The 25,239-nt window shown below is 66.1% G+C and carries 29 protein-coding genes and 1 tRNA gene; 16 read left to right on the top strand and 14 right to left on the bottom strand.

What is annotated here, in order from left to right:
• Window positions 1-67: 67 nt before the first annotated feature.
• Together AB4Z42_RS11745 and AB4Z42_RS11740 are read right to left on the bottom strand one after the other, a co-directional pair.
• Window positions 68-2,020, bottom strand: a complete 1,953-nt coding sequence (locus AB4Z42_RS11745; RefSeq protein WP_442009574.1) for an ATP-dependent DNA helicase — start codon at window positions 2,018-2,020, stop codon at window positions 68-70.
• Window positions 2,021-2,055: 35 nt separating this feature from the next.
• Entirely contained in the window at window positions 2,056-3,396 is a 1,341-nt protein-coding gene (locus AB4Z42_RS11740; protein ID WP_442009573.1) for a nicotinate phosphoribosyltransferase, read from the bottom strand.
• A 332-nt stretch (window positions 3,397-3,728) separates the two neighbouring features.
• Between AB4Z42_RS11740 and clpS the strand changes: the two genes are divergently transcribed.
• Genes clpS through rph form a run of 10 tightly spaced genes read left to right on the top strand, consistent with a single transcriptional unit; the run spans window position 3,729 to window position 10,506 of the window.
• Window positions 3,729-4,031 carry an ATP-dependent Clp protease adapter ClpS gene (gene clpS, locus AB4Z42_RS11735; RefSeq protein ID WP_442009326.1) on the top strand — a complete coding sequence of 101 codons (303 nt, stop codon included), beginning with the start codon at window positions 3,729-3,731 and terminating at the stop codon, window positions 4,029-4,031.
• A 7-nt stretch (window positions 4,032-4,038) separates the two neighbouring features.
• A complete protein-coding gene (gene aosR / locus AB4Z42_RS11730) occupies window positions 4,039-4,620 on the top strand; it encodes an oxidative stress transcriptional regulator AosR (RefSeq protein WP_442009325.1) in 582 nt (193 codons plus the stop codon).
• A gap of 2 nt (window positions 4,621-4,622) precedes the next feature.
• Window positions 4,623-5,642, top strand: coding sequence for a P1 family peptidase (locus AB4Z42_RS11725; protein ID WP_442009324.1), 1,020 nt, complete (start codon window positions 4,623-4,625; stop codon window positions 5,640-5,642).
• Window positions 5,643-5,672: 30 nt separating this feature from the next.
• Complete coding sequence (locus tag AB4Z42_RS11720) at window positions 5,673-6,086, top strand: Mov34/MPN/PAD-1 family protein (RefSeq protein ID WP_442009323.1); 414 nt, start codon at window positions 5,673-5,675, stop codon at window positions 6,084-6,086.
• Between the two features lie 24 nt (window positions 6,087-6,110).
• Entirely contained in the window at window positions 6,111-6,383 is a 273-nt protein-coding gene (locus tag AB4Z42_RS11715) for a MoaD/ThiS family protein (RefSeq protein WP_442009322.1), read from the top strand.
• The gene (locus tag AB4Z42_RS11710) at window positions 6,384-7,355 is read left to right on the top strand and encodes a cysteine synthase (RefSeq protein WP_442009321.1); all 972 of its coding nucleotides are present in this window, start codon (window positions 6,384-6,386) and stop codon (window positions 7,353-7,355) included. It begins immediately after the preceding gene.
• Complete coding sequence (locus tag AB4Z42_RS11705; protein WP_442009320.1) at window positions 7,346-8,029, top strand: rhomboid family intramembrane serine protease; 684 nt, start codon at window positions 7,346-7,348, stop codon at window positions 8,027-8,029. The genes AB4Z42_RS11710 and AB4Z42_RS11705 overlap by 10 nt, the downstream gene beginning before the upstream one ends.
• The gene (gene murI, locus AB4Z42_RS11700; RefSeq protein WP_442009319.1) at window positions 8,026-8,859 is read left to right on the top strand and encodes a glutamate racemase; all 834 of its coding nucleotides are present in this window, start codon (window positions 8,026-8,028) and stop codon (window positions 8,857-8,859) included. The genes AB4Z42_RS11705 and murI overlap by 4 nt, the downstream gene beginning before the upstream one ends.
• 58 nt (window positions 8,860-8,917) lie before the next feature.
• Window positions 8,918-9,691 (top strand): cyclic nucleotide-degrading phosphodiesterase, encoded by a 774-nt coding sequence (locus AB4Z42_RS11695; protein ID WP_442009318.1) that lies wholly within the window; start codon window positions 8,918-8,920, stop codon window positions 9,689-9,691.
• A gap of 32 nt (window positions 9,692-9,723) precedes the next feature.
• A complete protein-coding gene (gene rph, locus AB4Z42_RS11690) occupies window positions 9,724-10,506 on the top strand; it encodes a ribonuclease PH (RefSeq protein ID WP_442009317.1) in 783 nt (260 codons plus the stop codon).
• An 85-nt stretch (window positions 10,507-10,591) separates the two neighbouring features.
• Here the strand turns inward: rph and AB4Z42_RS11685 are convergent, their stop codons facing one another.
• Window positions 10,592-10,759: a hypothetical protein gene (locus AB4Z42_RS11685; RefSeq protein WP_442009316.1), complete on the bottom strand. Its 168-nt coding sequence runs from the start codon at window positions 10,757-10,759 to the stop codon at window positions 10,592-10,594.
• A 292-nt stretch (window positions 10,760-11,051) separates the two neighbouring features.
• On the opposite strand from AB4Z42_RS11685, the gene rdgB reads away from it, so the two are divergent.
• Together rdgB and AB4Z42_RS11675 are read left to right on the top strand one after the other, a co-directional pair.
• The gene (rdgB, locus tag AB4Z42_RS11680) at window positions 11,052-11,663 is read left to right on the top strand and encodes an RdgB/HAM1 family non-canonical purine NTP pyrophosphatase (protein WP_442009315.1); all 612 of its coding nucleotides are present in this window, start codon (window positions 11,052-11,054) and stop codon (window positions 11,661-11,663) included.
• A 46-nt stretch (window positions 11,664-11,709) separates the two neighbouring features.
• Entirely contained in the window at window positions 11,710-13,167 is a 1,458-nt protein-coding gene (locus tag AB4Z42_RS11675; RefSeq protein ID WP_442009314.1) for an MFS transporter, read from the top strand.
• Here AB4Z42_RS11675 and AB4Z42_RS11670 read toward each other — a convergent pair.
• Window positions 13,125-13,745 (bottom strand): TetR/AcrR family transcriptional regulator, encoded by a 621-nt coding sequence (locus AB4Z42_RS11670; RefSeq protein ID WP_442009313.1) that lies wholly within the window; start codon window positions 13,743-13,745, stop codon window positions 13,125-13,127. The two genes, AB4Z42_RS11675 and AB4Z42_RS11670, sit on opposite strands and share 43 nt — an antisense overlap.
• A gap of 55 nt (window positions 13,746-13,800) precedes the next feature.
• On the opposite strand from AB4Z42_RS11670, the gene AB4Z42_RS11665 reads away from it, so the two are divergent.
• A complete protein-coding gene (locus AB4Z42_RS11665) occupies window positions 13,801-14,685 on the top strand; it encodes a haloalkane dehalogenase (RefSeq protein WP_442009312.1) in 885 nt (294 codons plus the stop codon).
• Between the two features lie 4 nt (window positions 14,686-14,689).
• On the opposite strand, the gene AB4Z42_RS11660 is transcribed toward AB4Z42_RS11665, so the two are convergent.
• The 3 genes from AB4Z42_RS11660 to AB4Z42_RS11650 are packed head-to-tail and all read right to left on the bottom strand — an operon-like array spanning window position 14,690 to window position 16,120.
• Window positions 14,690-15,022, bottom strand: coding sequence for a DUF3817 domain-containing protein (locus tag AB4Z42_RS11660; protein WP_442009311.1), 333 nt, complete (start codon window positions 15,020-15,022; stop codon window positions 14,690-14,692).
• Window positions 15,019-15,393 (bottom strand): hypothetical protein, encoded by a 375-nt coding sequence (locus AB4Z42_RS11655; protein ID WP_442009310.1) that lies wholly within the window; start codon window positions 15,391-15,393, stop codon window positions 15,019-15,021. Before AB4Z42_RS11655 ends, AB4Z42_RS11660 begins: the two co-directional genes overlap by 4 nt.
• The gene (locus AB4Z42_RS11650; RefSeq protein WP_442009309.1) at window positions 15,374-16,120 is read right to left on the bottom strand and encodes a helix-turn-helix domain-containing protein; all 747 of its coding nucleotides are present in this window, start codon (window positions 16,118-16,120) and stop codon (window positions 15,374-15,376) included. Before AB4Z42_RS11650 ends, AB4Z42_RS11655 begins: the two co-directional genes overlap by 20 nt.
• Before the next feature lie 110 nt (window positions 16,121-16,230).
• On the opposite strand from AB4Z42_RS11650, the gene AB4Z42_RS11645 reads away from it, so the two are divergent.
• Window positions 16,231-16,313, top strand: a tRNA-Leu gene (locus tag AB4Z42_RS11645).
• Between the two features lie 10 nt (window positions 16,314-16,323).
• Here the strand turns inward: AB4Z42_RS11645 and AB4Z42_RS11640 are convergent.
• The 4 genes from AB4Z42_RS11640 to speB are packed head-to-tail and all read right to left on the bottom strand — an operon-like array spanning window position 16,324 to window position 21,879.
• Window positions 16,324-17,763, bottom strand: coding sequence for an amidase (locus AB4Z42_RS11640; RefSeq protein ID WP_442009308.1), 1,440 nt, complete (start codon window positions 17,761-17,763; stop codon window positions 16,324-16,326).
• A 42-nt stretch (window positions 17,764-17,805) separates the two neighbouring features.
• Entirely contained in the window at window positions 17,806-19,287 is a 1,482-nt protein-coding gene (locus AB4Z42_RS11635) for a sodium:solute symporter (protein ID WP_442009307.1), read from the bottom strand.
• 14 nt (window positions 19,288-19,301) lie between these two features.
• Window positions 19,302-20,927: a thiamine pyrophosphate-binding protein gene (locus tag AB4Z42_RS11630; protein ID WP_442009306.1), complete on the bottom strand. Its 1,626-nt coding sequence runs from the start codon at window positions 20,925-20,927 to the stop codon at window positions 19,302-19,304.
• A complete protein-coding gene (gene speB, locus AB4Z42_RS11625) occupies window positions 20,920-21,879 on the bottom strand; it encodes an agmatinase (protein ID WP_442009305.1) in 960 nt (319 codons plus the stop codon). Before speB ends, AB4Z42_RS11630 begins: the two co-directional genes overlap by 8 nt.
• 223 nt (window positions 21,880-22,102) lie before the next feature.
• Between speB and AB4Z42_RS11620 the strand changes: the two genes are divergently transcribed.
• Both AB4Z42_RS11620 and AB4Z42_RS11615 read left to right on the top strand, forming a co-directional pair.
• Window positions 22,103-23,047, top strand: coding sequence for an Lrp/AsnC family transcriptional regulator (locus tag AB4Z42_RS11620; protein WP_442009304.1), 945 nt, complete (start codon window positions 22,103-22,105; stop codon window positions 23,045-23,047).
• Between the two features lie 48 nt (window positions 23,048-23,095).
• Window positions 23,096-23,842, top strand: coding sequence for an SDR family oxidoreductase (locus AB4Z42_RS11615; protein ID WP_442009303.1), 747 nt, complete (start codon window positions 23,096-23,098; stop codon window positions 23,840-23,842).
• Here the strand turns inward: AB4Z42_RS11615 and AB4Z42_RS11610 are convergent.
• From AB4Z42_RS11610 to AB4Z42_RS11600, 3 genes are all read right to left on the bottom strand, one after another.
• The gene (locus AB4Z42_RS11610; RefSeq protein ID WP_442009302.1) at window positions 23,839-24,354 is read right to left on the bottom strand and encodes a MarR family winged helix-turn-helix transcriptional regulator; all 516 of its coding nucleotides are present in this window, start codon (window positions 24,352-24,354) and stop codon (window positions 23,839-23,841) included. The two genes, AB4Z42_RS11615 and AB4Z42_RS11610, sit on opposite strands and share 4 nt — an antisense overlap.
• Window positions 24,355-24,419: 65 nt before the next feature.
• Entirely contained in the window at window positions 24,420-24,914 is a 495-nt protein-coding gene (locus tag AB4Z42_RS11605; RefSeq protein WP_442009301.1) for an SRPBCC family protein, read from the bottom strand.
• Between the two features lie 26 nt (window positions 24,915-24,940).
• Window positions 24,941-25,213 carry a WhiB family transcriptional regulator gene (locus tag AB4Z42_RS11600; RefSeq protein ID WP_442009300.1) on the bottom strand — a complete coding sequence of 91 codons (273 nt, stop codon included), beginning with the start codon at window positions 25,211-25,213 and terminating at the stop codon, window positions 24,941-24,943.
• Between the last annotated feature and the right edge of the window lie 26 nt (window positions 25,214-25,239).

The raw sequence follows: 25,239 nt of genomic DNA, 5'->3' as shown, positions 1-25,239 counted from the left end.
CCTTTCGGGGCTGCCGGCGGCCCGGGCGGCGCGCACGTGGAGTTGCCCGACAGGATAGTGAAATAAGTCACCCCGCGCGTAAGCGTTCGAGGGCCTCGCGAACCCGGATCGAGTCGGTGGTCGCCCAGAACGGTGGCAGCGATGCCCGCAGGAACCCGCTGTATCGGGCGGTGGCCATCCGCGAATCGAGCACGGCGACCACACCCCGGTCGTCGATGCGCCGCAGCAGCCGGCCGGCGCCCTGGGCGAGCAGCAGCGCCGCGTGGCTGGCGGCGACCGCCATGAAGCCGTTTCCACCGCGCGCGGCCACCGCACGCTGGCGTGCTGTCAGCAAGGGATCGTCGGGCCGGGGAAACGGGATGCGATCGATGAGCACCAGTGACAGCGACGGGCCGGGGACGTCGACGCCCTGCCACAGCGACAGCGTCCCGAACAGCGACGTCTCGGCATCATCCGCGAACCGCTTCACCAGCGCCGAGGTGGTGTCCTCGCCCTGACACAGGATCGGGGAGTCGAGTCGGGTGCGCATGATCTCGGCGGTGGCCTTGGCCGCGCGCATCGAGGAGAACAGGCCAAGCGTGCGGCCGCCCGCGGCGGTGACGAGTGCGGCGATCTCGTCGAGCTGCTCCGCCGAGCCGGTACCGTCGCGGCCCGGCGGTGGCAGGTGCGCGGCGACATAGAGGATGCCCGACTTCGCATGCTCGAACGGCGATCCGACGTCGATGCCGCGCCACCGGACCTTGTCGTCATCACCGGCCAGCCCCCACGCGGACGCCATCGCGTCGAACGTGCCGCCGATGGTCAGGGTGGCCGAGGTGAGAACCGCCGTCGACTGTTCGAAGAGCCTGCTGCGCAACAGGCCCGACACGGACAACGGCGCCACCCGCAGCACCGCGCGGACGTTGCCCCTGTTGTCCTCATGGTCGAGCCACACCACATCAGAACGGTCCGTGATGGCAGGCACGAAGGAGTCCAGGATGCGCGATGCGGTGTCACCCATATCGTTCAGCGCGGTAACGGCTTCGGCGCGCGCCGAAGCCGCCTTCGGATCACTCGGACTGGTGTCGATCGCCGACCGGACCCGGTGCGCGGCGTCGCGCAGCGCGGTCAGATAGGTGGCCATTTCGTCGTCGAGTATGTCGATGCGCCCGGGCGTGGCGTCATGGATGACCGACGAAAGGGTTGCGGTCGCGGCCTCCAGCCTCTGCGCGAGTTCCTGGTCGACCAGGCGCGCCGAGCGTCTATGCGCGACGCCCATCGACGTCGCCGAAAGCTCTCCTGTCGCAACGCTTGTCACCCGCTCGACCAGTTCGTGTGCTTCGTCGACGACGAGCAGGCGGTGTTCGGGGAGCACCGCGGCGTCGGAAACGGCGTCGATGGCCAGCAGGGCGTGATTGGTGACGACGATATCGGCGTGTCCGGCCTTGTCGCGGGCCTTCTCCGCGAAGCAGTCGGTGCCGAACGGGCAGCGTGACACGCCTATGCATTCCCGCGCCGACACGCTGACCTGCGACCACGACCGGTCCGGCACGCCGGGCGTCAGCTCGTCGCGATCACCTGTCTCCGTATCCGACGACCACGCGACAAGCCGTTGCACGTCGCGGCCGAGGGCTGACGCCGCGACCGGTTCGAAGAGCTCCTCCTGTGGCTGCTCGCCCGGCTCTGTCGCCGATCCGTTGTGAATCTTGTTGAGACACAGATAATTTCCGCGGCCCTTGAGGAGCGCGAATTCAGGGCTGCGCGGTAGTGCTTCGGTCAGCGATTCGGCGAGTCGCGGGAGGTCGCGGTCGACGAGCTGGCGCTGCAGGGCGATGGTCGCCGTGGATATGACGACAGGCTCTTCGGTGTCGACCGCCCTTGCGATCGCCGGCACCAGGTAGGCCAGTGACTTCCCGGTCCCCGTGCCCGCCTGAACCGCCAGGTGCTCGCCGCTCTCGAAGGCATGCGCCACCGCCTCGGCCATCTCGATCTGGCCGAGGCGCTCCGAACCGCCCAGTGCTGTGACCGCGGTGGCCAGCAGGTCGGTGACGTTCTCCGTCTCGCCCGTGGCTGCTCCTACCGACTGACTATGCGGGTCGGGATCGCGGGCTCGCCGCGGGACAGTTTCAGACCGTCCCAGGGCAAGCTGAGCAATCCGTCCTTGACGCGCTCGCGCGCCGCCTCGAGCCCGGGGTTCCCGACGGGGTCACCCTGCTGAACCAGTGGCACGGTCAGCGGACGTACGACGACGCCCGGCGGGCCGGACGGTCCCGACCCAAAGGGATGCACGACCTCCTCGACGACGGTCCCCGTGGACTTGGCCAGGCGCTGCGCCTGTTTGCGGCCCCCGTGGGACTCCTTGTGAATACTGCGTTTCTCCACCCGTATCCCGTCGACCTCGACCAGCTTGTAGACCATTGAAGCGGTTGGCGCGCCCGAGCCGGTGACCACCGAGGTTCCCACGCCGTAGGTGTCGACGGGTTCGGCGCGCAGGGCAGCGATCGCGAACTCGTCGAGGTCGCCCGACACCACGATTCGGGTCCGGTGGGCGCCGAGGCCGTCGAGCTGGTCACGCACCTGACGCGCAAGCACACCCAGGTCACCGGAGTCGATGCGGACCGCGCCCAGTTCCGGGCCGGCCACCTCCACCGCGTTGGCCACCCCCGCGGTGATGTCGTAGGTGTCGACGAGCAGCGTGGTTCCGACGCCGAGCGCATCCACCTGTGCCCTGAAAGCCGCCTTCTCCCATTCAGATGTTCTTCGCCCGGGCGGCTCATCACCCATGCCCGCCGTGCCTGTCGTGTGCAGCAGCGTGAACGCGTGCGCGCTCGTGCCGAGGGCAGGCACTCCGTAGGTGCGTTGCGCTTCGAGGTTGGACGATCCGGCGAATCCCGCGATGTAGGCGGCGCGCGCAGCGGCCACTGCGGCCTGCTCGTGAGTGCGGCGCGAGCCCATCTCGATCAATGCGCGGCCCTGTGCCGCGACAACCATCCGGGCGGCCGCCGAGGCGATCGCGGTGTCATGGTTCAGGATCGACAGCGCAAGCGTTTCCAGGACGACGCACTCGCCGAAGGTGCCGTGCACGGCCAGTACCGGAGAGCCGGGGAAGTAGAGCTCACCCTCGGCGTACCCGTCGACATCGCCGCGGAAACGGTATTCGGCGAGGTACGCCAGCGTCTCGCGATCACAAAAATCCGAAAGCGACGCCAGCGCCGCTTCATCGAATGTGAACTGTGCCAACGCTTCCACGAATCGGGCTGTTCCGGCGACCACGCCGTAGCGACGTCCTTCGGGAAGGCGGCGGGCGAACACCTCGAACGTGGTCCGGCGCTGCGCGGTACCGTCGCGCAGAGCGGCCGCGAGCATCGTCAACTCGTACTTGTCGGTGAGTAATGCCGGGGACATCCCCGTGGGCATCGGGACCACACCGCAACCGTATCGGCTGATGCGCGGCAAGGTTCATCTCATTCTGCGGGGCACGCGTGTTGCGGCCGGCCACCGGGCTGATCTGACCGACCACCAGAGCCGGATTCTCGTTCTGTGTGGATAGCGGCGGCGGCCTGCCCACACGTCGGGCGGGGCCAACGCCGCGCATCTCGCGATGTGCGCCAAGAGGCGGCCGAGGTTCATCGAGGTCGCATCGCTCCAGACGTGCTAGTCGACGGCGGCAGATTCCACCTTTCACAGTGAACCGGTCAAGCGGAGTATCCGGCGCAGCGAGAGCCGATCGTCTCGCTATCCTTATCCACATGGTCACGCCGGCGAAGGCCCAACCGGGAACTCGTGAAGAACGGGACGTCGCCACGCTCGATGCGACGGATAGCCCCTGGGTGACTCTGGTCTGGGATGACCCGGTCAACCTGATGACATACGTGACGTACGTCTTTCAAAAGCTCTTCGGTTACAGCGAGCCGCATGCGACCAAACTCATGATGCAGGTGCACGAAGAGGGCAAGGCCGTGGTGTCGGCGGGCAGCAGGGAGTCGATGGAGGTCGACGTGTCCAAACTTCACGCGGCGGGCCTGTGGGCGACCCTCCAGCAGGACCGCTGATCCGACTGTGCGCAAATGGAAACGGGTCGATACCGCCGATGGCCCGCGCTTCCGATCGGCCCTGGCCGCACACGAGGTGTCGCTTTTGCAGAACCTGGCCACGTCTCTGGTCGGAATGCTCGACGATCGCGAATCATCCTCTCCCGCCGATGAACTCGAAGAGATAACCGGTATGCGTACCGGCCACCCGTCGCCGCCGCAGGACGAGACGATGAAGCGGCTGCTGCCTGACTTCTTCCGGCCGCAGACCGAGCACCCGGCTGGCTCCGGGCCTGCCGAGAGTCTCAACAGCGCGCTGCGCAGCCTGCACGAACCGGCCATCATCGACGCCAAACGTGAAGCGGCACAACGGTTGCTGGACACGGTGCCGCAGAACGGCGGCAAGTTCGAGCTCAATGAGGACGACGCGCAGTCTTGGGCCGCGGCGGTCAACGACATGCGGCTCGCGCTGGGCACGATGCTCGATATCGCACAGGACGGTCCTCAGGAACTGCCGCCCGAACATCCGATGGCCGGCCATCTGGACGTGTATCAGTGGCTGACCGTGCTGCAGGAGTATCTGGTGCTTTCAATGATGGGGAAGTCATAGCCATGGGTGCGATCACCGACGTCGGCGGAATCCGCGTCGGCCATCATCACCGGCTCGATCCGGATGTCGAACTCGGTTCGGGTTGGGCCACCGGAACAACAGTCCTGCTGACGCCGCCGGGGACGGTCGGCGCCGTCGATTGTCGCGGCGGTGCACCCGGAACCCGCGAGACGGACCTGCTCGACCCGATCAACTCGGTGCGCCACGTCGACGCGGTGGTGCTCACCGGAGGCAGCGGGTTCGGACTGGCCGCGGCGCACGGCGTCATGGAGTGGCTGGAGGAGCAGGGCCGAGGGGTCGCGATGGACGGTGGCGTCGTGCCGATCGTTCCGGCCGCGGTGATTTTTGATCTTCCGGTCGGTGGATGGAAGTGCCGTCCGAGTGCGGAGTTCGGTCGGGCCGCCGCGGAGAGCGCGTGTACCGACGTCGCCGTCGGCACGGTGGGCGCCGGGGTCGGGGCGCGCGTCGGAGTGCTCAAGGGCGGCGTCGGCACGGCATCGGTGACGCTCGAATCCGGTGTGACGGTAGGAGCGGTGGTTGTGGTCAATGCCGCTGGTGACGCCGTGGCTCCCGCGACCGGGTTGCCCTGGCTCGCTGATCAGATCGAGGAGTTCGGCCTCATCGGCCCGCCTGCCGATCAGATCGCCGCGTACGCGGACCGCCACACCGAGCTCAGCCCGCTCAACACCACCATCGCGGTCGTCGCCACCGACGCGGTGCTGAGCAAGGCCGGCTGTCGCCGGATGGCCGTCGCCGCGCACGACGGGCTCGCACGGACCATCCGGCCGTGTCACACCCCACTTGATGGCGATACGGTGTTTGCGCTGGCCACCGGAGCCATCGAGGTGCCGCCCGACCCGACGACACCAGCGTCGATGTCGCCGGAGGTGCCCCTGATCACCGCGTTGGGTGCGGCCGCCGCAGATTGTTTGGCCCGCGCGGTCATGATCGGGGTCCTGGCAGCGGAGTCGGTAGCCGGAATACCGACGTACCGGGACATGTTGCCCGGAGCGTTCGAATGACCGGACGCGGTTAGAAATAGGAGAAGGACAGTGTTGGTGATCCGAGCGGATTTGGTCGACGCCATGGTCGCCCATGCCCGCGCCGACCACCCCGACGAAGCGTGCGGAGTGATCGCGGGACCAGAGGGCGCCGATCGCCCGGAACGGTTCATCGCGATGACCAACGCCGAACGCTCACCGACGTTCTACCGGTTCGACTCCGGAGAGCAGCTCAAGGTGTGGCGCTCGATGGACGATGCAGACGAGGCGCCCGTCGTGATCTATCACTCGCATACGGCCACCGAGGCGTACCCGAGCCGCACCGACATCTCCTACGCGTCCGAACCCGACGCCCATTACGTGCTGGTGTCGACCCGCGACCCCGACGAGCACGAGCTGCGCAGCTACCGCATCGTCGATGGCGTCGTCACCGAAGAACCCGTCAAGATCGTCGAGCAGTACTAGAACTTCGAAAGGAGTGGCCGGCCCATGTCTGTCACCGTGTCGATCCCAACCATCCTTCGCACCCACACCGGTGGTGAGAAGCGTGTTGCCGCGGCAGGCGACACCCTGGGTGCGGTCATCAGCGATCTCGAGGCCAACTACTCGGGAATCTCGGATCGCCTGATGGATAACGGCAAGCTGAACCGTTTCGTCAACATCTACGTCAACGACGAGGATGTGCGGTTCTCCGGAGGGCTGGACACCTCGGTCTCCGACGGAGATTCGGTGACGATCCTGCCCGCCGTCGCGGGTGGCTGAGTGACCCGATACGACTCTCTGACCCAGGCGCTCGGCAATACGCCGCTGGTGGGCCTGCAGCGACTGTCGCCCCGCTGGAACGGCGAGGACGGCGGCCCGCACGTGCGGTTGTGGGCCAAGCTGGAAGACCGCAACCCCACCGGTTCCATCAAGGACCGGCCCGCGTTGCGGATGATCGAGGACGCCGAGCGCCGGGGTGTATTGCAGCCCGGCGCAACGATTCTCGAGCCGACCAGTGGCAACACCGGCATCTCACTGGCCATGGCAGCGCTGCTCAAGGGCTACCAGATGATCTGCGTGATGCCCGAGAACACCTCCATCGAGCGGCGGCAACTGCTCGAACTCTATGGCGCACGGATCATCTACTCAGCAGCTGAGGGCGGCTCGAACACCGCGGTCGCTCACGCGAAAGAGCTTGCGCTGCAAAATCCTTCGTGGGTGATGCTGTACCAGTACGGCAACGAGGCGAACGCGCTGTCGCACTACGAGGGCACCGGGCCCGAATTGCTGACCGACCTGCCGGAGATCACCCACTTCGTGGCGGGCCTGGGCACCACCGGCACGTTGATGGGCACCGGGCGGTATCTGCGCGAGCACAAGCCCGGCGTTCAGATCGTGGCGGCGGAGCCCCGGTACGGCGAGGGCGTCTATGCGCTGCGCAACATCGACGAGGGGTTCATTCCCGAGCTGTACGACCCGGACGTGCTGACGACGCGCTTCTCCGTCGGCTCGTACGACGCCGTCAAGCGGACCCGTGAGCTCGTCCAGGTCGAAGGCATCTTCGCAGGTATCTCGACCGGCGCGGTGCTGCACGCCGCTCTGGGAATGGCGGCCAAGGCCGTCAAGGCCGGGGAGGAGGCCGACGTCGCGTTCGTCGTCGCCGACGCCGGTTGGAAGTATCTGTCGACCGGCGCGTACGCCGGTAGCCTTGATGACGCGGAGGACGCGTTGGAAGGGCAGCTATGGGCGTAGGTCCGGGTTACCAGGAGGCTCCCGCGGCGCCGAAGAAGCGGCCCGCATGGGTGCTCGGCGGCATCACGGTCGTCAGCTTCGTCGTGCTGTTGTGGGTCATCGAGCTGTGGGACTCGCTGACCAACCACCGGCTCGATGACAACGGCATCCGCCCGTTGGAGACCGATGGGCTATGGGGCATCCTCGTCGCGCCGCTGCTGCATTCGAACTGGGATCACCTGATCGCCAATACCGTTCCGGCGCTCGTGCTCGGTTTCCTGATGACGCTTGCGGGGCTGTCGCGCTTCATCTACGCCACCGCCATCGTCTGGATTCTCGGCGGCGTCGGCACCTGGCTGATCGGCAACATCGGCGCGCACTGCCCCTACGTCGGCGTGCGCTGCGAGACCAACCACATCGGCGCCTCGGGACTCATCTTCGGCTGGCTCGCGTTCCTGATCGTGTTCGGATTCTTCACCCGCAAGGTGTGGGAGATCGTGGTCGGCGTCGTCGTGCTGTTGATCTACGGCAGCGTGCTGTTCGGCGTGTTGCCCGGCACCCCAGGGGTTTCGTGGCAGGGCCACTTGTGCGGCGCGATCGCCGGGATCTTCGCGGCCTACCTGCTGTCCGGGCCGGAGCGCAAGGCGCGGGAGCGCCGCAAGGTCTCGACCAAGAACCCATACCTGACGTCGTGAGTTCTGCAACTGCGCCCGTCGGCATCTTCGACTCGGGGGTCGGCGGGTTGACGGTCGCCCGCGCGATCATCGACCAACTGCCCGACGAAGACATCATCTACGTCGGCGACACCGCCAACGGCCCGTACGGTCCGTTGACCATTCCGGAGATCCGCGCCCATGCGTTGGCGATCGGCGACGATCTCGTATCGCGTGGTGTTAAGGCATTGGTGATCGCATGCAACACGGCGTCGTCTGCCTGCTTGCGTGACGCCAGGGAGCGGTACGCACCCGTGCCCGTGATCGAGGTGATTCTGCCCGCCGTCCGTCGCGCGGTGGCCGCGACCCACAACGGCCGCATCGGCGTCATCGGTACGGAGGCGACCATTGCGTCGGGGGCGTATCACGACGCCTTCGCGGCGGCGCGCGACACCGAGGTGATCGGGGTCGCATGCCCACGGTTCGTGGATTTCGTCGAGCGGGGAGTGACGAGCGGCCGGCAGGTGCTCGGCCTCGCAGAGGGATATCTGGAGCCGCTGCAACGCGCCGAGGTCGACACGTTGGTGCTGGGGTGCACGCACTACCCGATGTTGTCGGGACTGATCCAACTCGCCATGGGAGATCACGTGACGTTGGTGTCCAGCGCCGAGGAGACCGCCAAGGACTTACTCCGGGTACTGACCGAACTTGATTTGCTGCATCCCCATCCGGACGATCCGGGGTCGGCAGCTCACCGCCGTTTCGAAGCGACCGGTGATCCTGAGGCGTTCACCACACTTGCAAGCCGATTCCTCGGTCCGACGTTGGATGGTGTTCGCCCTGTTCAGCCGCACATCGACGTCAAAAAGTGAATTCGGTCGCGCAAACCGGCGATGTTTTCGTCAAGTGGCTGATGGGCATGGCAAGCTAGTGAGTGTGCGAATCACCGTACTTGGTTGCTCCGGCAGTGTCGTCGGGCCTGATTCGCCAGCGTCCGGATATCTGGTCACCGCTCCTGACACCCCGCCGCTAGTCCTCGATTTCGGTGGCGGCGTGCTCGGTGCGCTGCAGCGCTATGCGGACCCCAACTCGGTGTACGTTCTGCTCACGCACCTGCATGCCGACCACTGTCTGGATCTGCCCGGCCTGTTCGTCTGGCGGCGATATCACCCGTCACCGGCACAGGAGCGCGGCGTGATGTTCGGCCCGGCCAACACGTGGGCGCGGCTGGGTGCGGCATCGTCGCCCGAGGGCGGCGAGATCGACGACTTCTCCGACATTTTCGACATCCGGCACTGGGTCGACAATCGCCCGGTGGAGATCGGCTCGCTGAACGTCGTGCCGCGACTGGTCTGCCATCCCACCGAGTCGTACGGCATCCGGATCACCGACCCTGCGGGCGCGACGCTGGTCTACAGCGGCGACACCGGCTACTGCGATGCGCTGATCGACCTGGCCCGCGGCGCCGACGTCTTTCTCTGCGAGTCGTCGTGGACGCATTCACCCGATCGGCCGCCGAGGCTGCACCTGTCGGGGACGGAAGCAGGCCGGGCGGCGGCCAATGCAGGCGTCGGTGAACTGCTGTTGACGCACATCCCGCCGTGGACGTCGCGCGAAGACGTGATCAGTGAGGCGAAGGCCGAGTTCGACGGTCCGGTGCACGCCGTGGTGTGCGGCGAGTCATTCGAGGTCGCTCGGTCCTGAGTGCCGTCGGTCCCACCCGATAGGGTTGGCCCGTGTCCAGACGAGAAGATGGCCGGCTCGACGACGAGCTGCGCCCGGTCCGCATCACCCGCGGCTTCACCACCCATCCGGCCGGTTCTGTGCTCGTGGAATTCGGCCAGACCCGGGTCATGTGTACGGCGAGTGTCACCGAAGGCGTGCCTCGCTGGCGCAAGGGTTCGGGGCAGGGCTGGCTGACCGCCGAGTATGCGATGCTGCCCGCCGCCACCCACGACCGCTCGGACCGCGAATCGGTCAAGGGCCGCGTCGGTGGCCGCACTCAGGAGATCAGCCGGCTTGTCGGACGGTCGTTGCGCGCCTGCATCGATCTGGGGGCGCTGGGCGAGAACACCATCGCAATCGACTGCGACGTGCTGCAGGCCGACGGTGGCACTCGCACCGCGGCGATCACGGGTGCGTATGTGGCGCTCGCCGACGCGGTGACGTATCTGGGCGCGGGAGGCAAGCTGTCGGATCCGCGGCCGTTGTCGTGCGCGATCGCGGCGGTCAGTGTCGGAGTGGTCGACGGACGTGTCCGCGTCGACCTGCCCTATACCGAGGACTCACGCGCCGAGGTCGACATGAACGTCGTCACCACCGACACCGGCACGCTGGTCGAAATCCAGGGCACCGGTGAAGGGGCCACGTTCCCGCGCTCCACGCTGGACAAGATGCTCGACGCCGCGATGGCTGCGTGTGAGCAGATCTTCGTGATCCAGCGTGAGGCGCTCGAGTTGCCGTACCCCGGCGAGCTGCCGGAGTCGGCGGAGGCCCCGAAGAAGGCGTTCGGCAACTGACCGAGCGCTAGTCGCCGGTCGCGCGGCTTCAGGACATGCAAAAGGGGCGCCCTTTTCGGGCGCCCCTTCTTTTTGACGTTGTGGGTCAGCGGCCGTCGCCGAAGACCGGGGTGACTGTTCCAACGGACGCATGCTGTTGGAGGTCGTGCACCCAATCGTTGTGGCCGATGTCGGCCTGCGCGCTTCCGGCCAGTCCAAGGACCGCCGCGGCCAGACCGCTAGCGACCATGGTGGCAAATCCGAACTTCTTCATTTTGATGCCTTCTTCTTGTCTCTCAGTACCGGCTGGTTTCTGCTCTTTCGCACCGGCATACTGTTCTAAACATGCAGTTCAGAGCAATAATTCCAATGGCAGTAAATGCGCGTCGGCTGGCAGTAATCAGCCGCGAAACGGCGCCCGCGTATGTGGCCGAGGCCACAGTGAGGCAAAGTAGCGCCGCAACTTCACTTTCGCGAAGCTCTTCGGGGGGACGGTCTCTCGCGCGAGCGACGTCACCCGCCGTTAAGTTGAGGCCGATGAAGAGATCGGTGTTTGGGAACGACCGTTGACCGACCTACTGGTCGCCAGCCGCAACCGCAAGAAGCTCGCCGAGCTCCACCGCGTGCTCGACTCAGCGGGAATCTCGGGTTTGACGCTGCTGTCGCTCGATGACGTCGCGGCATTCGACGAGGCCCCGGAGACCGGCGCCACGTTCGAGGAGAACGCGCTGGCGAAGGCGCGCGACGCGTTTCGGGCCACGGGTAAGCCGTCGGTGGCCGACGACTCGGGTCTCGAGGTGGCGGCGTTGAACGGAATGCCGGGCGTGCTGTCGGCGCGGTGGTCGGGTCGCCACGGCGAGGACGCGGCCAATACCGCGCTGTTGTTGGCGCAACTGGGCGATGTGCCGGACGCGCGACGCGACGCTGCCTTCGTGTCGGCGTGCGCGCTGGTGTCTGTTGCGGGCGAGGTCGTGGTGCGCGGCGAGTGGCCGGGCAGCATCGTGCGAGAACCGCGCGGGGGCGGCGGATTCGGCTACGACCCGGTTTTCCTGCCATCGGGGTCAGACCGTACGGCCGCGGAGCTCAGCGCGTCCGAGAAGGATGCGGCATCGCATCGTGGGCGGGCGTTGGCGTTGTTGGTGCCCGCGCTGCGGGAGCTGGCCTTGAGCGCCATGTAATACGCGCAAATTTTGTATAGCCAAACTAATCGGTAGCATCCCCGAGGTGCGCAGCCTCACCACGCCGATAATCGGCGACGTCGGGCGCACTCGCCATCCCGCCGTCGTGGTCGCTGTGCTGGCGACAACTGGCACCTGCATGTCTCTGATGCAGACGCTGGTGATTCCGCTGATTCCCGAGTTGCCGACGCTGCTGCAAACGAACGCGTCCAATGCGTCATGGGTGATCACGGCGACGCTGCTCACTGCGGCCGTCGCGACACCGGTGGTCGGCAGGCTCGGTGACATGTACGGCCCCAAGCCGTTGTTGATCGCCTGCGCGGTCCTCATGACCGTCGGCTCACTGATCGCGGCATCGACGAGCGCCTGGGTGCCGGTGGTCATCGGTCGGGCCCTACAGGGCTTCGGCGTGCCCATCGTCCCGCTCGGAATCAGTGTGTTGCGGACCTGCGTGCCCGCGCACCGCGTCGGAACGGCGATGGGATTGATGAGTGCATCGTTCGGCGTCGGTGGCGCTCTCGGGTTGCCGTTGGCGGCGATCATCGCCAACCATTTCGACTGGCATGCGGTGTTTTGGTTCGCAGCGATGCTGGGTGCGGTATCCGGAGTCTTGTTCGCGGTGCTGGTGCCGCGAATTCCGTCGGCGTCGAGCGACCGACTCGATCCGCTTGGCGCCCTTGGGCTTGCGGCCGGGCTCGTGACGCTGTTGCTCGGAATATCCAAGGGCGGCAGCTGGGGATGGGGCAGCGCCACCACGCTGGGAATGTTCGCCGCATCGATCGTCATCTTCGCGATGTTCGCGTGGTGGCAACTGCGTATCGAGTCGCCCACTGTCGACCTGCGGACGACCGTCAAACGGCCGGTGCTGATGACGAACGTCGCGTCGGTGGCGGTCGGTTTCGCGATGTTCGCGCTGGCGCTGATCGGCCCGCAGATCCTCGAGTTGCCCGTCGCCACCGGTTACGGGCTGGGGCTTTCGATGGTGGACGCAGGTCTGTGGTTGGCGCCCGGCGGCCTGGCGATGATGGTGTCCTCGCCGATCGCGTCCAGAATCGCCGCCACCCGCGGGCCGAGGTTCACCCTGGCCCTCGGCTGTGCGGTCATCGCGGCCGCGTACTTCGCGGGGTTTGTGCTCCTCGGCACCGCATGGCAGGTGTGCCTGTTCAACGTTTTGGTCAGTGTCGGGGTGGGGTTCGCCTATTCGTCACTGCCCGCACTCATAAATGCCGCGGTGCCGATGTCGGAAACGGCTGCGGCCAATGGAATCAATGCCCTTGCGCGAGCGCTGGGGACGTCGATATCGAGCGCCGTGATCGGTGCCGTCTTGACGGGGTTGACGATCTCGATTGCGGGCCACCAGTTTCCGTCAATGACCGCGTTTCGGATCGGTCTGCTGATCGCAGCGGGCATGGCGGTACTCGCGGGGGTCCTGGCGGTATTGATTCCGGTGGCCGATGCCGATCAGGATCTCGTGTCGGTGGAGGTGCGCGCGTCGACGAGGTAGCCGTCGAGGAAGTCGTGAAGCGCCGGAGCGAGGTCCTCGACTCCCGAGTCGTTGAGCTTGGCGAGCAGGATGAGGCCCTGATATTGCGCAAGTAGTGCGTGGGCCAGGCGGTGCGGGTCGGTGCTGTCGCGCAGCACGCCGGCCGCCGCCGCGTCGCGGCACGCCGTTGCGAGGTGACCCTCCATCGCGCCGAGCACCCCGGCGAGGTGCGCTCGCAGATCGTCGTCCGTCGTTGAAAGTTCGGCGGCGAGGTTCCCGAAGGGGCAGCCGACCGCTCGCCCGAACTGTGCTTCCAGCGCGGACTGTATTCGGCCGATTGCGTCGGGTATCGCGTGCAGTTTTTCCGCGGGCGTCGTGGCGGGCGAGCCGCCCAACCGTCGCGCAAAAACCTCGGCGTGCAGGTCGATCACCGCTTTGGCGAGTTCGGACTTCGACGAGAAGTAGTGGTAGAAGCTGCCCTTCCGGACATCGGCGGCCTGGCACAGTTCGTCCACGCCGACGGCTTGATAGCTGCGCTCGAGGAAGAGCCGTGCGGCCGTCGCGACGATCCGCTCGCGCGCATCCGACGTCCGTGGCATGGGGATGATTCTACGGTAGTTGACCGGTCGGTCAAGTCGTGGATAGGTTGTCAGCATGAATGATGAGGTCTTCCGGACACCGGACGAACGCTTTGACAATCTGCCGGGCTACGACTTCGCGCCCAACTACGTCGACGTCGACGGCTTGCGCATGCACTACGTCGACGAGGGGCCACGCACCGGCAGGCCGATCGTGTGCTTTCACGGCGAACCTAGCTGGGCGTACCTGTACCGCAAGATGATCGGCCCACTTGTGGGGGCGGGTCATCGCGTGGTCGTTCCCGACTACGCGGGCTTCGGACGATCGGACAAGCCGACCGACCGGGGCTGGTACACCTACGACCGGCACACCGAGCTGACGTCGCGTGTGCTCGCCGGTCTCGATCTGAGCGACGCCATCGTGGTGGTGCAGGACTGGGGTGGTGCCATCGGACTGCGGTGGGCCGTGGAGAACGCCGATCGTGTGGGGGCGCTGGCGATCTTCAACACCGGATTGTTCACCGGACGGGTTTCCAAAGGGTTCCTGAACTGGCGGGCCTTCGCCGAGAAGAACCCGGACCTGCCCGTCGGATTCGTGATCCAGGGCGCCACGGCGACGGAACTCCCCGACGATGTGGTGGCCGCCTACGACGCACCGTTTCCGACGGTCGAGTCGAAGGCCGGTGCGGCGCAGTTCCCGCTTCTGGTGCCGATCTCCGAGGACGCGCCCGGCGCGCGTGAGATGGGTGTGGTCGCCGATGAGCTGTCACGATGGCAGAAGCCGGCGTTGATCGCGTTCTCCGATCAGGATCCGATCTTCCCGTATCCCAAAGCGGGGCAGGCCTTCTGCGATTTGATTCCGACCGCGACGGAGCAGGTGAAGGTCGAGGGCGCGTCACACTTCCTGCAGGAGGATCGCGGCGAGCGTCTGGCCGAAGAGGTGCTCAAACACCTGACCTGAGGGGCTAGAGCCCGTACTTCTGCTTGATCTCCCTGGACTGGATCTGTTCGACGATGATGCCGACCAGCGGGATGGTGCCGGCCAGCAGGACACCGACGGTCTTGGCGATCGGCCAGCGCACCTTGACCGCGAGGTTGGCGGTGAAGAGCAGGTACACGAAGTACACCCAGCCGTGGACTACGGCGATCCAGTTCAGGCCCTCGACTCCGAAGCCGTACTTCATCACCATCTCGTAGCAGAGTGCGATGAGCCAGATGCCCGTGATCCACGCCGTGGCGCGATAGCCCAGCAGTGCCTTGCGGATGCTTTCAACGGGGGTGCCGGTGGTCTCCGTCATGTCGTCGGTCGTTCCTTGTCTTCTTTGGCGAGGTCGGCGAGATAAGCGTTGTACTCGCTCAGCGCGAGGTCGTCGTCGTTCGGTTGGGTCGCGGCCGTGGGTCGTTCGGGGAGCAGGCCGGCAGGTATCTCGGTGATCTCATCCTGCCGCCTTGGCTCGGGCGGTGCTTCTTCGTAGCGCACGAACTTGTAGTACGCGTAGACGACGAACCCGGCGAACAGCGGCCACTGCAGGGCATAGCCGAGGTTCTGGAAGGTGCCCGATGCGGACTCGAAGCGCGTCCACTGCCACCAGGCAAGGACCAGGCAGCCGGCGGCGCCGAGGGCCGCCAGCGCGATGAGCGCCGGTCTCCTACGCCGCGTAGTGGACACCTTCCAACGGTACCGCGCGGGTCTTCGGGCCGATGAACTCGTCTAGACGAGCTGTATCGGCCTTTCTATAGATGGACACGATGTACTTCGTCGACCGCGTCCAATGGATGCCCAGCTTGTCGAGGGCGGCGGTGAACAGACCGATGATGTCCTCGGACCGGTTCGAGAAGTGGTAACGGATGCTGCGGACCCCGCGGTCGTTGGCGATGACGCGGCAGCCGTCGCTGTGGATCAATCCGAGGACGAACTCTTCGGTGGCCTGATCGACGTGAACTTGTTGCCACGGTTCGAGGGCAATCCGCCGCTTGTGCTTCACTCCTGGGCCGTGCTGGGGGAACAGGCAAGGCCAGTGCTTTGAGTACAACGAAACGGCAACACATCCAACGCATTTCACAATGCCTGCTCGTTGGTCTGGCATGAGCATCGCGATGGCCTGACAGCAGCGTTCGATTATTGCTGGGTACTTCGCGTCCAGCACGATGCGGAGACGCCAGACTTGACGACTCCGCGAGATGCAACCGTCGCCGAGATACATGCCGAGCAGATACGAATATGGCGCTGCGGGCAATGCCGCGAAGTTATGGCCAACGCCGCACTCCGCGGAGCCGGCCGGGACTCTTGATCGGAATTGCGGACGGCAGCGCCAGTCGCGCACCGTTGGTCGCGGAATGCCGGTTAGTCGAGCGATGGCGCAATCGTTCATGCCCGCCGCGATCAGCTTCCGCACCGTCTCGAATTCGTCTGCTGACCGCATCATCGGGCCTTTCGCCGGGTGCCTCCACCATAGGAAGCGCCACCGACAGACGGGACGAGCCAGCAGGTACGATTTCCACTTGCGCGCGAGTGTCGGAACTGGCAGACGAGATGGCTTTAGGTGCCATTGTCCTATGGGCGTGGGGGTTCGAGTCCCCCCTCGCGCACTCTTTTCTCTCAGATCTCCGGTTTCCGATCGGCCCACGGCTTGGCCTGCTCGAGCTGACTCGCAACCCGAATCAGTACGTCTTCGCGCCCGTAGGCCGCGACGAGCTGCACGCCGACCGGCAGGCCTTCGGGCGTCCACTCGAGCGGCAGGCTGATCGCAGGCTGGCCGCTGGTGTTGAACGGGGGAGTGAACGGTACGAACTCGCCTGCGCGACGCATCGGTGCCATCGGGTTGTCGGGGTCGTTGACGATCGTGCCGAGCTTGAGCGGCAGTTCGGCAACCGTCGGCAGCAGCAGCAGATCCCACCCCTCGTGCCACCACGCGTGCATCGCGCGGCGAAACTGCGCGATACCGGAGAGCGCAAGCGCGTAGTCGACGGCGGTGAATTGGTCGGCGAAGTCGGCCTGGACCCGATTCATCGGTTCCAATTCGCCATCCTCGAGCGGGCGCCCGAGCCGTTCCTCGAACCGGCGCTTGGAGACTCCCACGTTGACACTCCACATCGCGCCGAACTTGGAGCCGAGCGTCTCGTCCTCCAAGGCCTTCGGCCACGCCGCCTCGACGTGGTGACCCAACGATTCGAGCAGCCGCCCGACCGCCTGCGTCGCTTGGGTGACTTCGGAATCCACTCGCCCGCCCTGCGCGTGGTGATCGAGGATCCCGATGCGCAACCGGCCCGGGTCTGCGCCGAGTTCCTCGACATAGGGACGCGCGGGTGGCGGTGCGATCACCGTGTCGCCGACGCCTGGTCCGCGAGTCGCGTCGAGTAGTGCGGCCGAGTCGCGGACGGTGCGGGCAACGCAATGCTCGACCGCAAGCCCGCTCTCGTCGCGGATCGGGCCGAGCGTGATGCGACCCTGGCTCGGTTTGAGCCCCACCAGCCCGCAACACGACGCAGGGATGCGGATCGATCCGCCGCCGTCACTGGCGTGGGCGAACGGCACCATCCCCGAGGCCACCGCTGCGGCCGCACCACCACTCGATCCGCCCGGCGTGCGCGTTGTATCCCACGGGTTGTGCGTCGCGCCCCATGCCACGGGTTCGGTGGTTGGCACGCTGCCGAGTTCGGGGCTGTTCGTGCGGCCGGCGATCACCAGGCCCGCCGCGCGATAGCGGCTGACGAGCGTCGTGTCCGCGTCGGCGATGACGTTCGCGTCTTTGAATGCGACGTTGCCGTTGCTGATCCGCTGCCCGGCGTAGTCGGCGAAGAGGTCCTTGATGAGGAACGGCACACCACGGAACGGCCCGCCGGGGAGATCTGAGCTGACGGCGTTGTCGCGGGCGTGGTCGAACCAGCGGATCACGACGGCGTTCAACGCAGGGTCGATGCGTTCGATGCGCTCGATCGCCGCTTCCAACAGCTCGCTCGGCGATACGTCGCCCGATGCGACGAGTGCGGCCTGGTCCGTCGCATCCATCCAGCGTGTCTGATCAGCGAGCGCGCCCATGTCAGCCTGTGTAGCACGAACTGGTGTCTGCTCCTGCGAGATTCAGGCGGGCGAGGTCTTGTCCACTCTTTCGGCCGCTGCGGCGTCACGCCCTGCGAGCCGGTCGTCCCACACCTGCAGAACATTCGCCGGCGTGCGAGAACTGACCAGGCTGCCGACCACGTAGGCGATGAGGCTGGCGGCGAGTCCGTAGTAGATCGGTTCGTTGGCGGCGACCCCGAAGATGGCCATGGAGCCGAGCGTGACAACGGTTCCCGCCGCCATCGCGCTGAGGGCACCGATGCCGGTCGCACGCTTCCACAGGAACCCGCCGAGGATCGGCACCAGCAGGCCACCGACCAGGATGTCGTAGGCGATGGTCAGTGCGTTCACGACGTCGTTGAGCAGAGCGGCAATCACGATGACTGCAATCCCCAGCGCCACTGTGTACAGCCGGTCGGAGTGCACGTCGCGCTCGTCGTCGTCGGCGGTTTCTGTCCCGCGTCCCAACATCCTTGTCAGCAGGGGAGCCACATCCGTCTTCGCCACTGTCGCCGTCGCGATGAGCGCGCCCGACGCGGTGGACATCATGGCGGCGACAGCAGCCGCGAGGACGATGCCGCTGATTCCCACCGGCAGGATGGTCTCGGCGATCAGTGCGTAGACGTCGTCCTTCGCCTCGACGTCCGGGAGGAACGTCGACGCCGCCGCCCCGATCACCGCACCGGCGATGCCGTAGAGCAGGCAGTAGATCGCCGCGGTCGTGCCGCCCCACTTCGCGACCTGCGGCGAGCGCGCGGTGAAGACGCGCTGCCAGATGTCCTGGCCTATCAGCATTCCGAAGCTGTAGACGACGAAAAACGTGATGATGGTGGGCATCCCGATCGCGCCGAGGTCGAAGACCGTGTCGCCGGCGCGCTCCCTGATCCCGTCGAGACCGCCCGCCTTGTTCCAGGTGAACGGCAGCAGCAGGAAGAACACGCCGATGGTCTTGAGGACGAACTGGACCATATCGGTCAACGTGATCGACCACATGCCGCCGATTGACGAGTAGAGCATCACGATCGCGCCGCCGATGACCACCGACAGTGTGCGGTTGGTGTTGAACAGCACGTTGAAGATTGTGGCGTACGCGATTGTCGAGGTGACCGAAAGCATCAGCGTGTACGCGACCATGACGATCCCAGATGCCGACGTGGCGTCGATGCCGTACCGCAGCTTGAGCATCTGCGCGACGGTGTACACCTTCAGGCGCTGAATGCGTCCGGCGAAGATGAGGCTCAACAACAGCAGACCGATGGCGATGGCCACGACGAGCCACATGCCCGAGATGCCGAACTTGTAGCCGAGGCCGACGCCGCCGACCGTCGAGGCGCCGCCGAGAACGACCGCCGCCATCGTGCCCGTGTAGAGCGTCGGGCCGAGTCGCCGGCCCGCGACGAGGAAGTCGGCGGAGTCCTTCGTCCGCGTCTTGCCCCAGAAGCCGAACGCGAGCATGGCGGCGAGGTAGACGACGATGATCGCGACGTCAAGGGGCTTACCCATGGTGATGCTCCTCTTCAGTTGGCCGAGAGATGAGTGGGAGAAAACATCCGCAGAACGGTGGGGAGGACGACCACAGCGGGACCTGTGGACGCGAACGTCTCGGCGACGATTCGGCCGACGGTTTCGAGTGTGGCCGTATGGGCCGGAATGCCGAAACTTGCTGCCAAGGCTGCGAAGTCGGGCCGCGCGAGTTCGGTGGCGGTGGCTTGGCCGAATGCACCGGTCATGTACTCACGCAGGATCCCGTAGCCGCCGTCGTCGACGATGAGCCAGGTGGCGTCGGCGTCGTGCTGTCGGGCGGTCGCCAACTCGGCGATGGAGTACATGGCGCCGCCGTCACCTGAGACCGCGAACGTGCGACGGCCCGAGCCGATCGCCGCGCCGAGCGCCGCCGGGTAAGCGAACCCGAGGCCGCCCGCGCCCTGCGCTGAATGGAACTCGCCGTCGAGCGGATCCCACGCCGACCACGCCCAGTAGCCGGCGATCGTCATATCCCAGAACGTGTCAGTGGCGGGCGGGACCGCGACGCGCAGATCGCGCATGAGAGTCAGCTCGGCGGCAAGATCCTGCTCAGCGAGCCTGCGCTCCACCGACTTCCGCAGTTCAGCCGCAGTCGTCGACCCTGTGTTCGCCTCCCTCGGGGACACCAGCTTCGCGATCGCCTGAAGTGCCAGCGCGGCGTCGGCGTGGATGCCCAGGGCGGGATGGTTGGCCTCGAGCACCCGCGGTTCGGCATCGATGTGAATGAGGCGGCCGCGTGGGCGGAAGGTGAAGTAGTTGCTCGTCACCTCGCCCATCGACGTGCCCACAGCAAGGAGTGCGTCGGCGTTCTCGAGCAGCTCGGTGGTGTGGCGATCCTCGATCCAGGATGCGGCGGACAGCGGATGGTCAAAGGGCAGGGCGCCTTTACCGCCGACGGTGCTGACGACGGGCGCGTCCAGGAGTTCCGCGAGGGCGGCGAGTGCTCCGGGTCCGTCGGTGGAGCGCCGAACGCCGCCGCCGGCCAGGATCACCGGCCGCTGGGCCGAATTGAGCAGGGCCGCAGCCTCTTCGATGAGTTCTCGGCGCGCAGGTCGTTCGGCGATGTGCGTCACCACCGACTTCACTTCGGGAACTCCCGTCGCCTCGAGCAGCACATCCTCGGGGATCTCGACCCAGGTGGGGCCGGCCGGGGCCGACTGGGCCAGCGCCCACGCATCGGCGAGCAGACTGGGGATCTCGGCCGCTTCGCGGGCCACGGCGGTGCTCTTGGTGACATTGACGGCGCTGCGCTGTTGATCGTCGAGTTGGTGCAGCATGCCCTTGCGCAGTCCGAGGCCGGTACGCGGAACCTGGCTGGCGATGACGATCAGCGGCACGCCGGTCGCGTACGCCTCCTGCAGTGCGCCCAACGCCGTCAGCGCACCGGGACCGGTGGAGAGAAACAGCACGCCGACCTCGCCCGTGGCTCGTGAATATCCGTCGGCCTCGAATGCCGAGTTGTTCTCCACCCGCGAGCTGACAAACCGCAAATCGCTGCGGCGTATGGCGTCGAACAAGCCGAGTGCATGCTGACCCGGGATGCCGAAGACATGCGAAACACCGAGTGCAGCAAGTGTTTCCACGACGACGTCGCCGCCGTTGCGGACATGATCAGCCACCGGCGGCCTCCTCGTGTCGCAGCGCCAACAGCGAGACCAGGTCGTAGGCGACGTGAGATGCGGCGATGCCGGTGATTTCGGCGTGGTCATACGCGGGGGAGACCTCGACGACATCGGCGCCGACGATGTTCAAACCACGGAAGCCACGCAGGATCTCGAGCAACTCGCGGCTCGTCATCCCGCCGGCCTCGGGTGTGCCGGTGCCCGGTGCATGCGCTGGATCGAGCACATCGATGTCGATGGAGACGTACACCGGCCGGTCGCCGACTCGCTGCCGCAGCTTGTCGATGACCTCAACCACGCCCTGGTGATAGACGTCTGACGAGGTGACGATGCCGAAACCGAAACGGCGGTCGTCCTCGAGATCCTTCTTGCCGTACAGCGGGCCCCGCGTCCCGACGTGACTCAGCGCCTCGGTGTCGACAATGCCTTCCTCGACCGCGCGCCGGAACGGGGTGCCGTGGGTGTACTCGGCGCCGAAGTAGGTGTCCCAGGTGTCAAGGTGGGCATCGAAGTGCACGAGCGCGACCGGGCCGTGCCGGTTGGCTGCGGCGCGCAGCAGGGGAAGAGCGATCGTGTGGTCGCCGCCGATCGTCACGAGGCTGGTGCCGTCGGCCGTCAGTTCCAGTGCGGCGGCCTCGATGGTCTCGATGGCCTCGTGAATGTTGAACGGGTTGACCGCGATATCGCCGGCGTCGGCGACCTGGGCGATATCGAACGGTGAAACGTCGAGCGCCGGGTTGTAGGGCCGGAGCAGTCGCGAGGCCTCCCGCACGTGGGTGGGCCCGAACCGCGCACCGGGACGGTAAGAGACGCCCGAGTCGAACGGCACGCCGGCGACGACGACGTCCGCCGATGCCACCTGATCGAGCCGTGGCAGCCGGGCGAAGGAGGCGAAGCCGGCGAAGCGCGGCGTCTTCGAGGCATCCACGGGGCCGATCGTCTGGGTCATGGTGGAGTCCTTGCGCCTCGGGGAAGTGTGGTGCGCGTCACTGTATGACCATCCACTGGCGCCTGCAAGCAGTTCGTTCGTAACACGGAGTTAATTCGTCACGATTTACCGGTATCAAGGCATCTATCGCTCCATAATGGGCATTATTGTGCTGGTTCACGACGCATCTGTAGCGCCGTGCTGGCCGAAAAATCTTCGAAAAACCTTGGCGATAGGGGTCTGAATGGACGAGATCGACGAGGCAATCGTCGAACTCCTCGAGGTCGACGGGCGCCTCACTCATCGCGAAATCGCACGGTTAGTCGGCTTGTCTCGGTCGGCGTCGGCGGCCCGCGTGCAGCGCCTGATCACCAGCGGTCAGGTGATCGTGCGCGGCGCGGTGCATCCCGCGGTGATCGGTCAGGCTGCGCTCGCACATGTCGGCTTCGTCGTAAGTGGGCCCGCGGCACCTTTGGCCGCCGAGATCGCGTTGCGCGACGACGTGCCATTCCTGTCACTGACCAGCGGAGCCCATGGGCTGGTCGCCGAGGTGCGCGCCGCTTCCGCTCGCGATATCGACCACACGATCGCCGAACTGCGCGCGCTCGACAACGTCGTCGGCGTTGACACCCTGACTTATGTCGAGGTGGTCCGCGACGTGATCGGCCCGGTCGGCGAGATGCGTACCGAAGTCGACACCGTCGACCTTGCGCTGCTGCGAGCGCTGCAGGACGACGGTCGTGCCTCCTACGTCGATCTCGCTGCCGTGGTTGGGCTTTCGCCCGCGGGCGCGCGGCGGCGCGTCGTACGCCTCGTCGAATCGCAGGTGGTCCGGATCGGTGCGGTCGTCCGTCATTCTGGGCGGGATCGACAGAGCGCAATGGGCTTTGGGGTACGCCTGGCAGGTGACCACCGGGATGTCGTCGAACAGCTGGTGGCCATGCCGTCGGTGATCTTCGTTGCGCGCACGCTCGGGCGATTCGACGTGCTCGTCACCGTGCGAGCCTTTTCGGCCGCACAACTCGTCGAACTGCTGGACGTCGTCCGTGCGATGCCTGGCGTCAACGCGATCGAGAGCTGGGCGCACCTCGAAGTCGTCAAGGAGAGCTACGCGTCAGGATTGGATGCGCCCGTGATCGACGGAGAGATTTCTCTGCGGAATAACGTGACATGTCACGTGTTGGTTTGACCTGAGAGGCGAAGGCAATTCGTCCACCTTGAGACTAGGGAGAACACGATGGGTCAGCTCACAGGCAAGACTGCTCTCGTCACGGGCGGAAGCTCAGGCATCGGCCTTGCCGCAGCGCAGCGGTTTGCCGCTGAAGGCGCATACGTCTTCATCACCGGCCGAAATCAGAGCTCGCTCGATGACGCGGTAGCGACCATCGGTGCGCAAGCAACCGGAATCCGCAGCGACGTGTCGAATCTCGAGGACCTGGCCAAGGTCGTCGATGCGATCGCTGCCCACGGGCGCGGTCTGGATGTGGTATTCGCCAACGCCGGCGGCGGCGAGCTGGCAGCACTACCCGACGTGACCGTCGAACAGTTCACCAACACGTTCAACATCAACGTCGGCGGGATCGTCTTCACCGTGCAGAAAGTGTTGCCCCTGCTCAACTCCGGGGCCTCGATCGTATTGACCGGATCGACCGCTGCATACGGGGGCAATCCCGGTATGACTGTCTATGCCGCGTCCAAGGCGGCCATCCGATCTCTTGGACGTACCTGGGCGGCGGAGCTTGCCGACAAGGGCATCAGGGTGAACACGATTGTGCCGGGTCCAGTGGAGACGCCGGGACTGAAAGGCCTTGCTCCGAGTGGCCAGGAGCAGGCGCTGCTGGACGCGGAGGCGTCGCGAGTGCCCATGCGCCGAGTGGGCCGGCCCGAGGAGATCGCTGCCGCGGTGGTGTTCCTCGCCTCCGACGAGAGCAGCTTCATGACCGGAACCGAGATGTTCGTCGATGGCGGTGAACGGCAGATCTAGCGCTGAGTTGCAGAGTGCCGGGCAAGGACGTCGATGTCGGGTCGCGGCAACGTTCCACCGCGCAGCATCGATTCGTAGACCGCGGCCAGGATGTCGGCCAGTGACTTCTCCTGGCCGCGATTGAGGTCGGTGAAGAACAACTGCTTGACCCACGCAGCGTGCTTGGGTGCCGCAGCGCGAAAGGCGCGCCAGCCCGCGTCGGTGAGTACTACGTCGGTGGCCCGGCCGTCGGTCTCTGAGGGAACGCGCTCGAGGTAACCGCGCCTACTCATCCGCTGCAGGAAGTGCGAGAGTCTGCTGCGTTCCCAGCCGATGGTGTTCGCCAGGCTGGTGAGCTGCGCGCGACGCCGCGGTGCGTTTGTCAGGGCATTCATCACCGTGTAGTCGCCGAGCGACATCCCGCACTCGGCTTGCAAGTGGCGATTCATCTCGTATTCCAGCCGGTGATAGACCTGCATGTAGCTCAGCCAGGCTCGCTGTTGGGACGGGTTGAGCTGTCCGGCGTAGGTCACAACGTTCGACCTCCGATAGGTGATAGTTCCCGTATCGTAGCGCCGCCGAGCGCTGGAATGACGCCTCAGCCGCGTGATGCGAAGTACTTCTGGCCGCCCGCAGGGATCCGCCCGAAGCCGGCCTTGAGAACCGGTGCGAGCAGCTTGACCGGCAATGCGAACGCGGACTTCGGTTCGATCGCGAGCGTCCAGGTGAACAGCGTCTCGCTTCCCGCGGGCTCAACGAGGTAGTGCTCGGCGAAGCGCTTGAACAGCGGCAGCGCGGACTCGTAGACGTAGAACGACTTGCTGTGGCCCTCCTCCCATTGGAAGAAGCGCTCCCGCATCACCGACCCCCCGGGGGCCGTGACGTCCCGCGTGGTGCCCACCCCGAACGGCCGGGGCGTTGTCCACGTGACGTCGGTGATCATCGGGCCCCATGCAGCCAGCGATGCATCGGAAACGAGCGACTCCCAGACCTTTTGAGGTGATGCGGCGAACCGCTTCTGATAGCGGAAGACGTGCGGTGCCGAGGCCAGGAAATCGGCGTCGGCGGTTTCGAGCGCGTGCATGCGGGCCATGGCTGATCATCCTTGCACTCGGCGCGCTACCCCGTCTTTCGTACCGGGTATCCGTTCTGCTCCGCCAGGGACCGGAGCTGCTTGAGTGCGAACCGGCGTGCGCGCCCCGCCTCGGGGATCAGGATGCCGGCCCACACGCCTTCGGCGCCCGGCGTCACACAGGCTTCCTGGGCGCACTGCCACCGAAGACTGCATGCGCGACACAGCGCCTTGGCGCCTTCGTCGGCCGTGGTGGTCCATCGATCGGGGTCTCGACTGCACGGGGTCTGCGATGACTCGCCGACCACGGGCGGGTTCACGTACACATTCACCCCGCGCAGCTGCG

Source organism: Mycobacterium sp. 2YAF39, from assembly GCF_052114565.1.
Taxonomy (GTDB): Bacteria; Actinomycetota; Actinomycetes; order Mycobacteriales; family Mycobacteriaceae; genus Mycobacterium.
The sequence above is the reverse complement of the archived record's forward strand: the minus strand, read 5'-3'. Positions and strand labels throughout refer to the sequence as shown.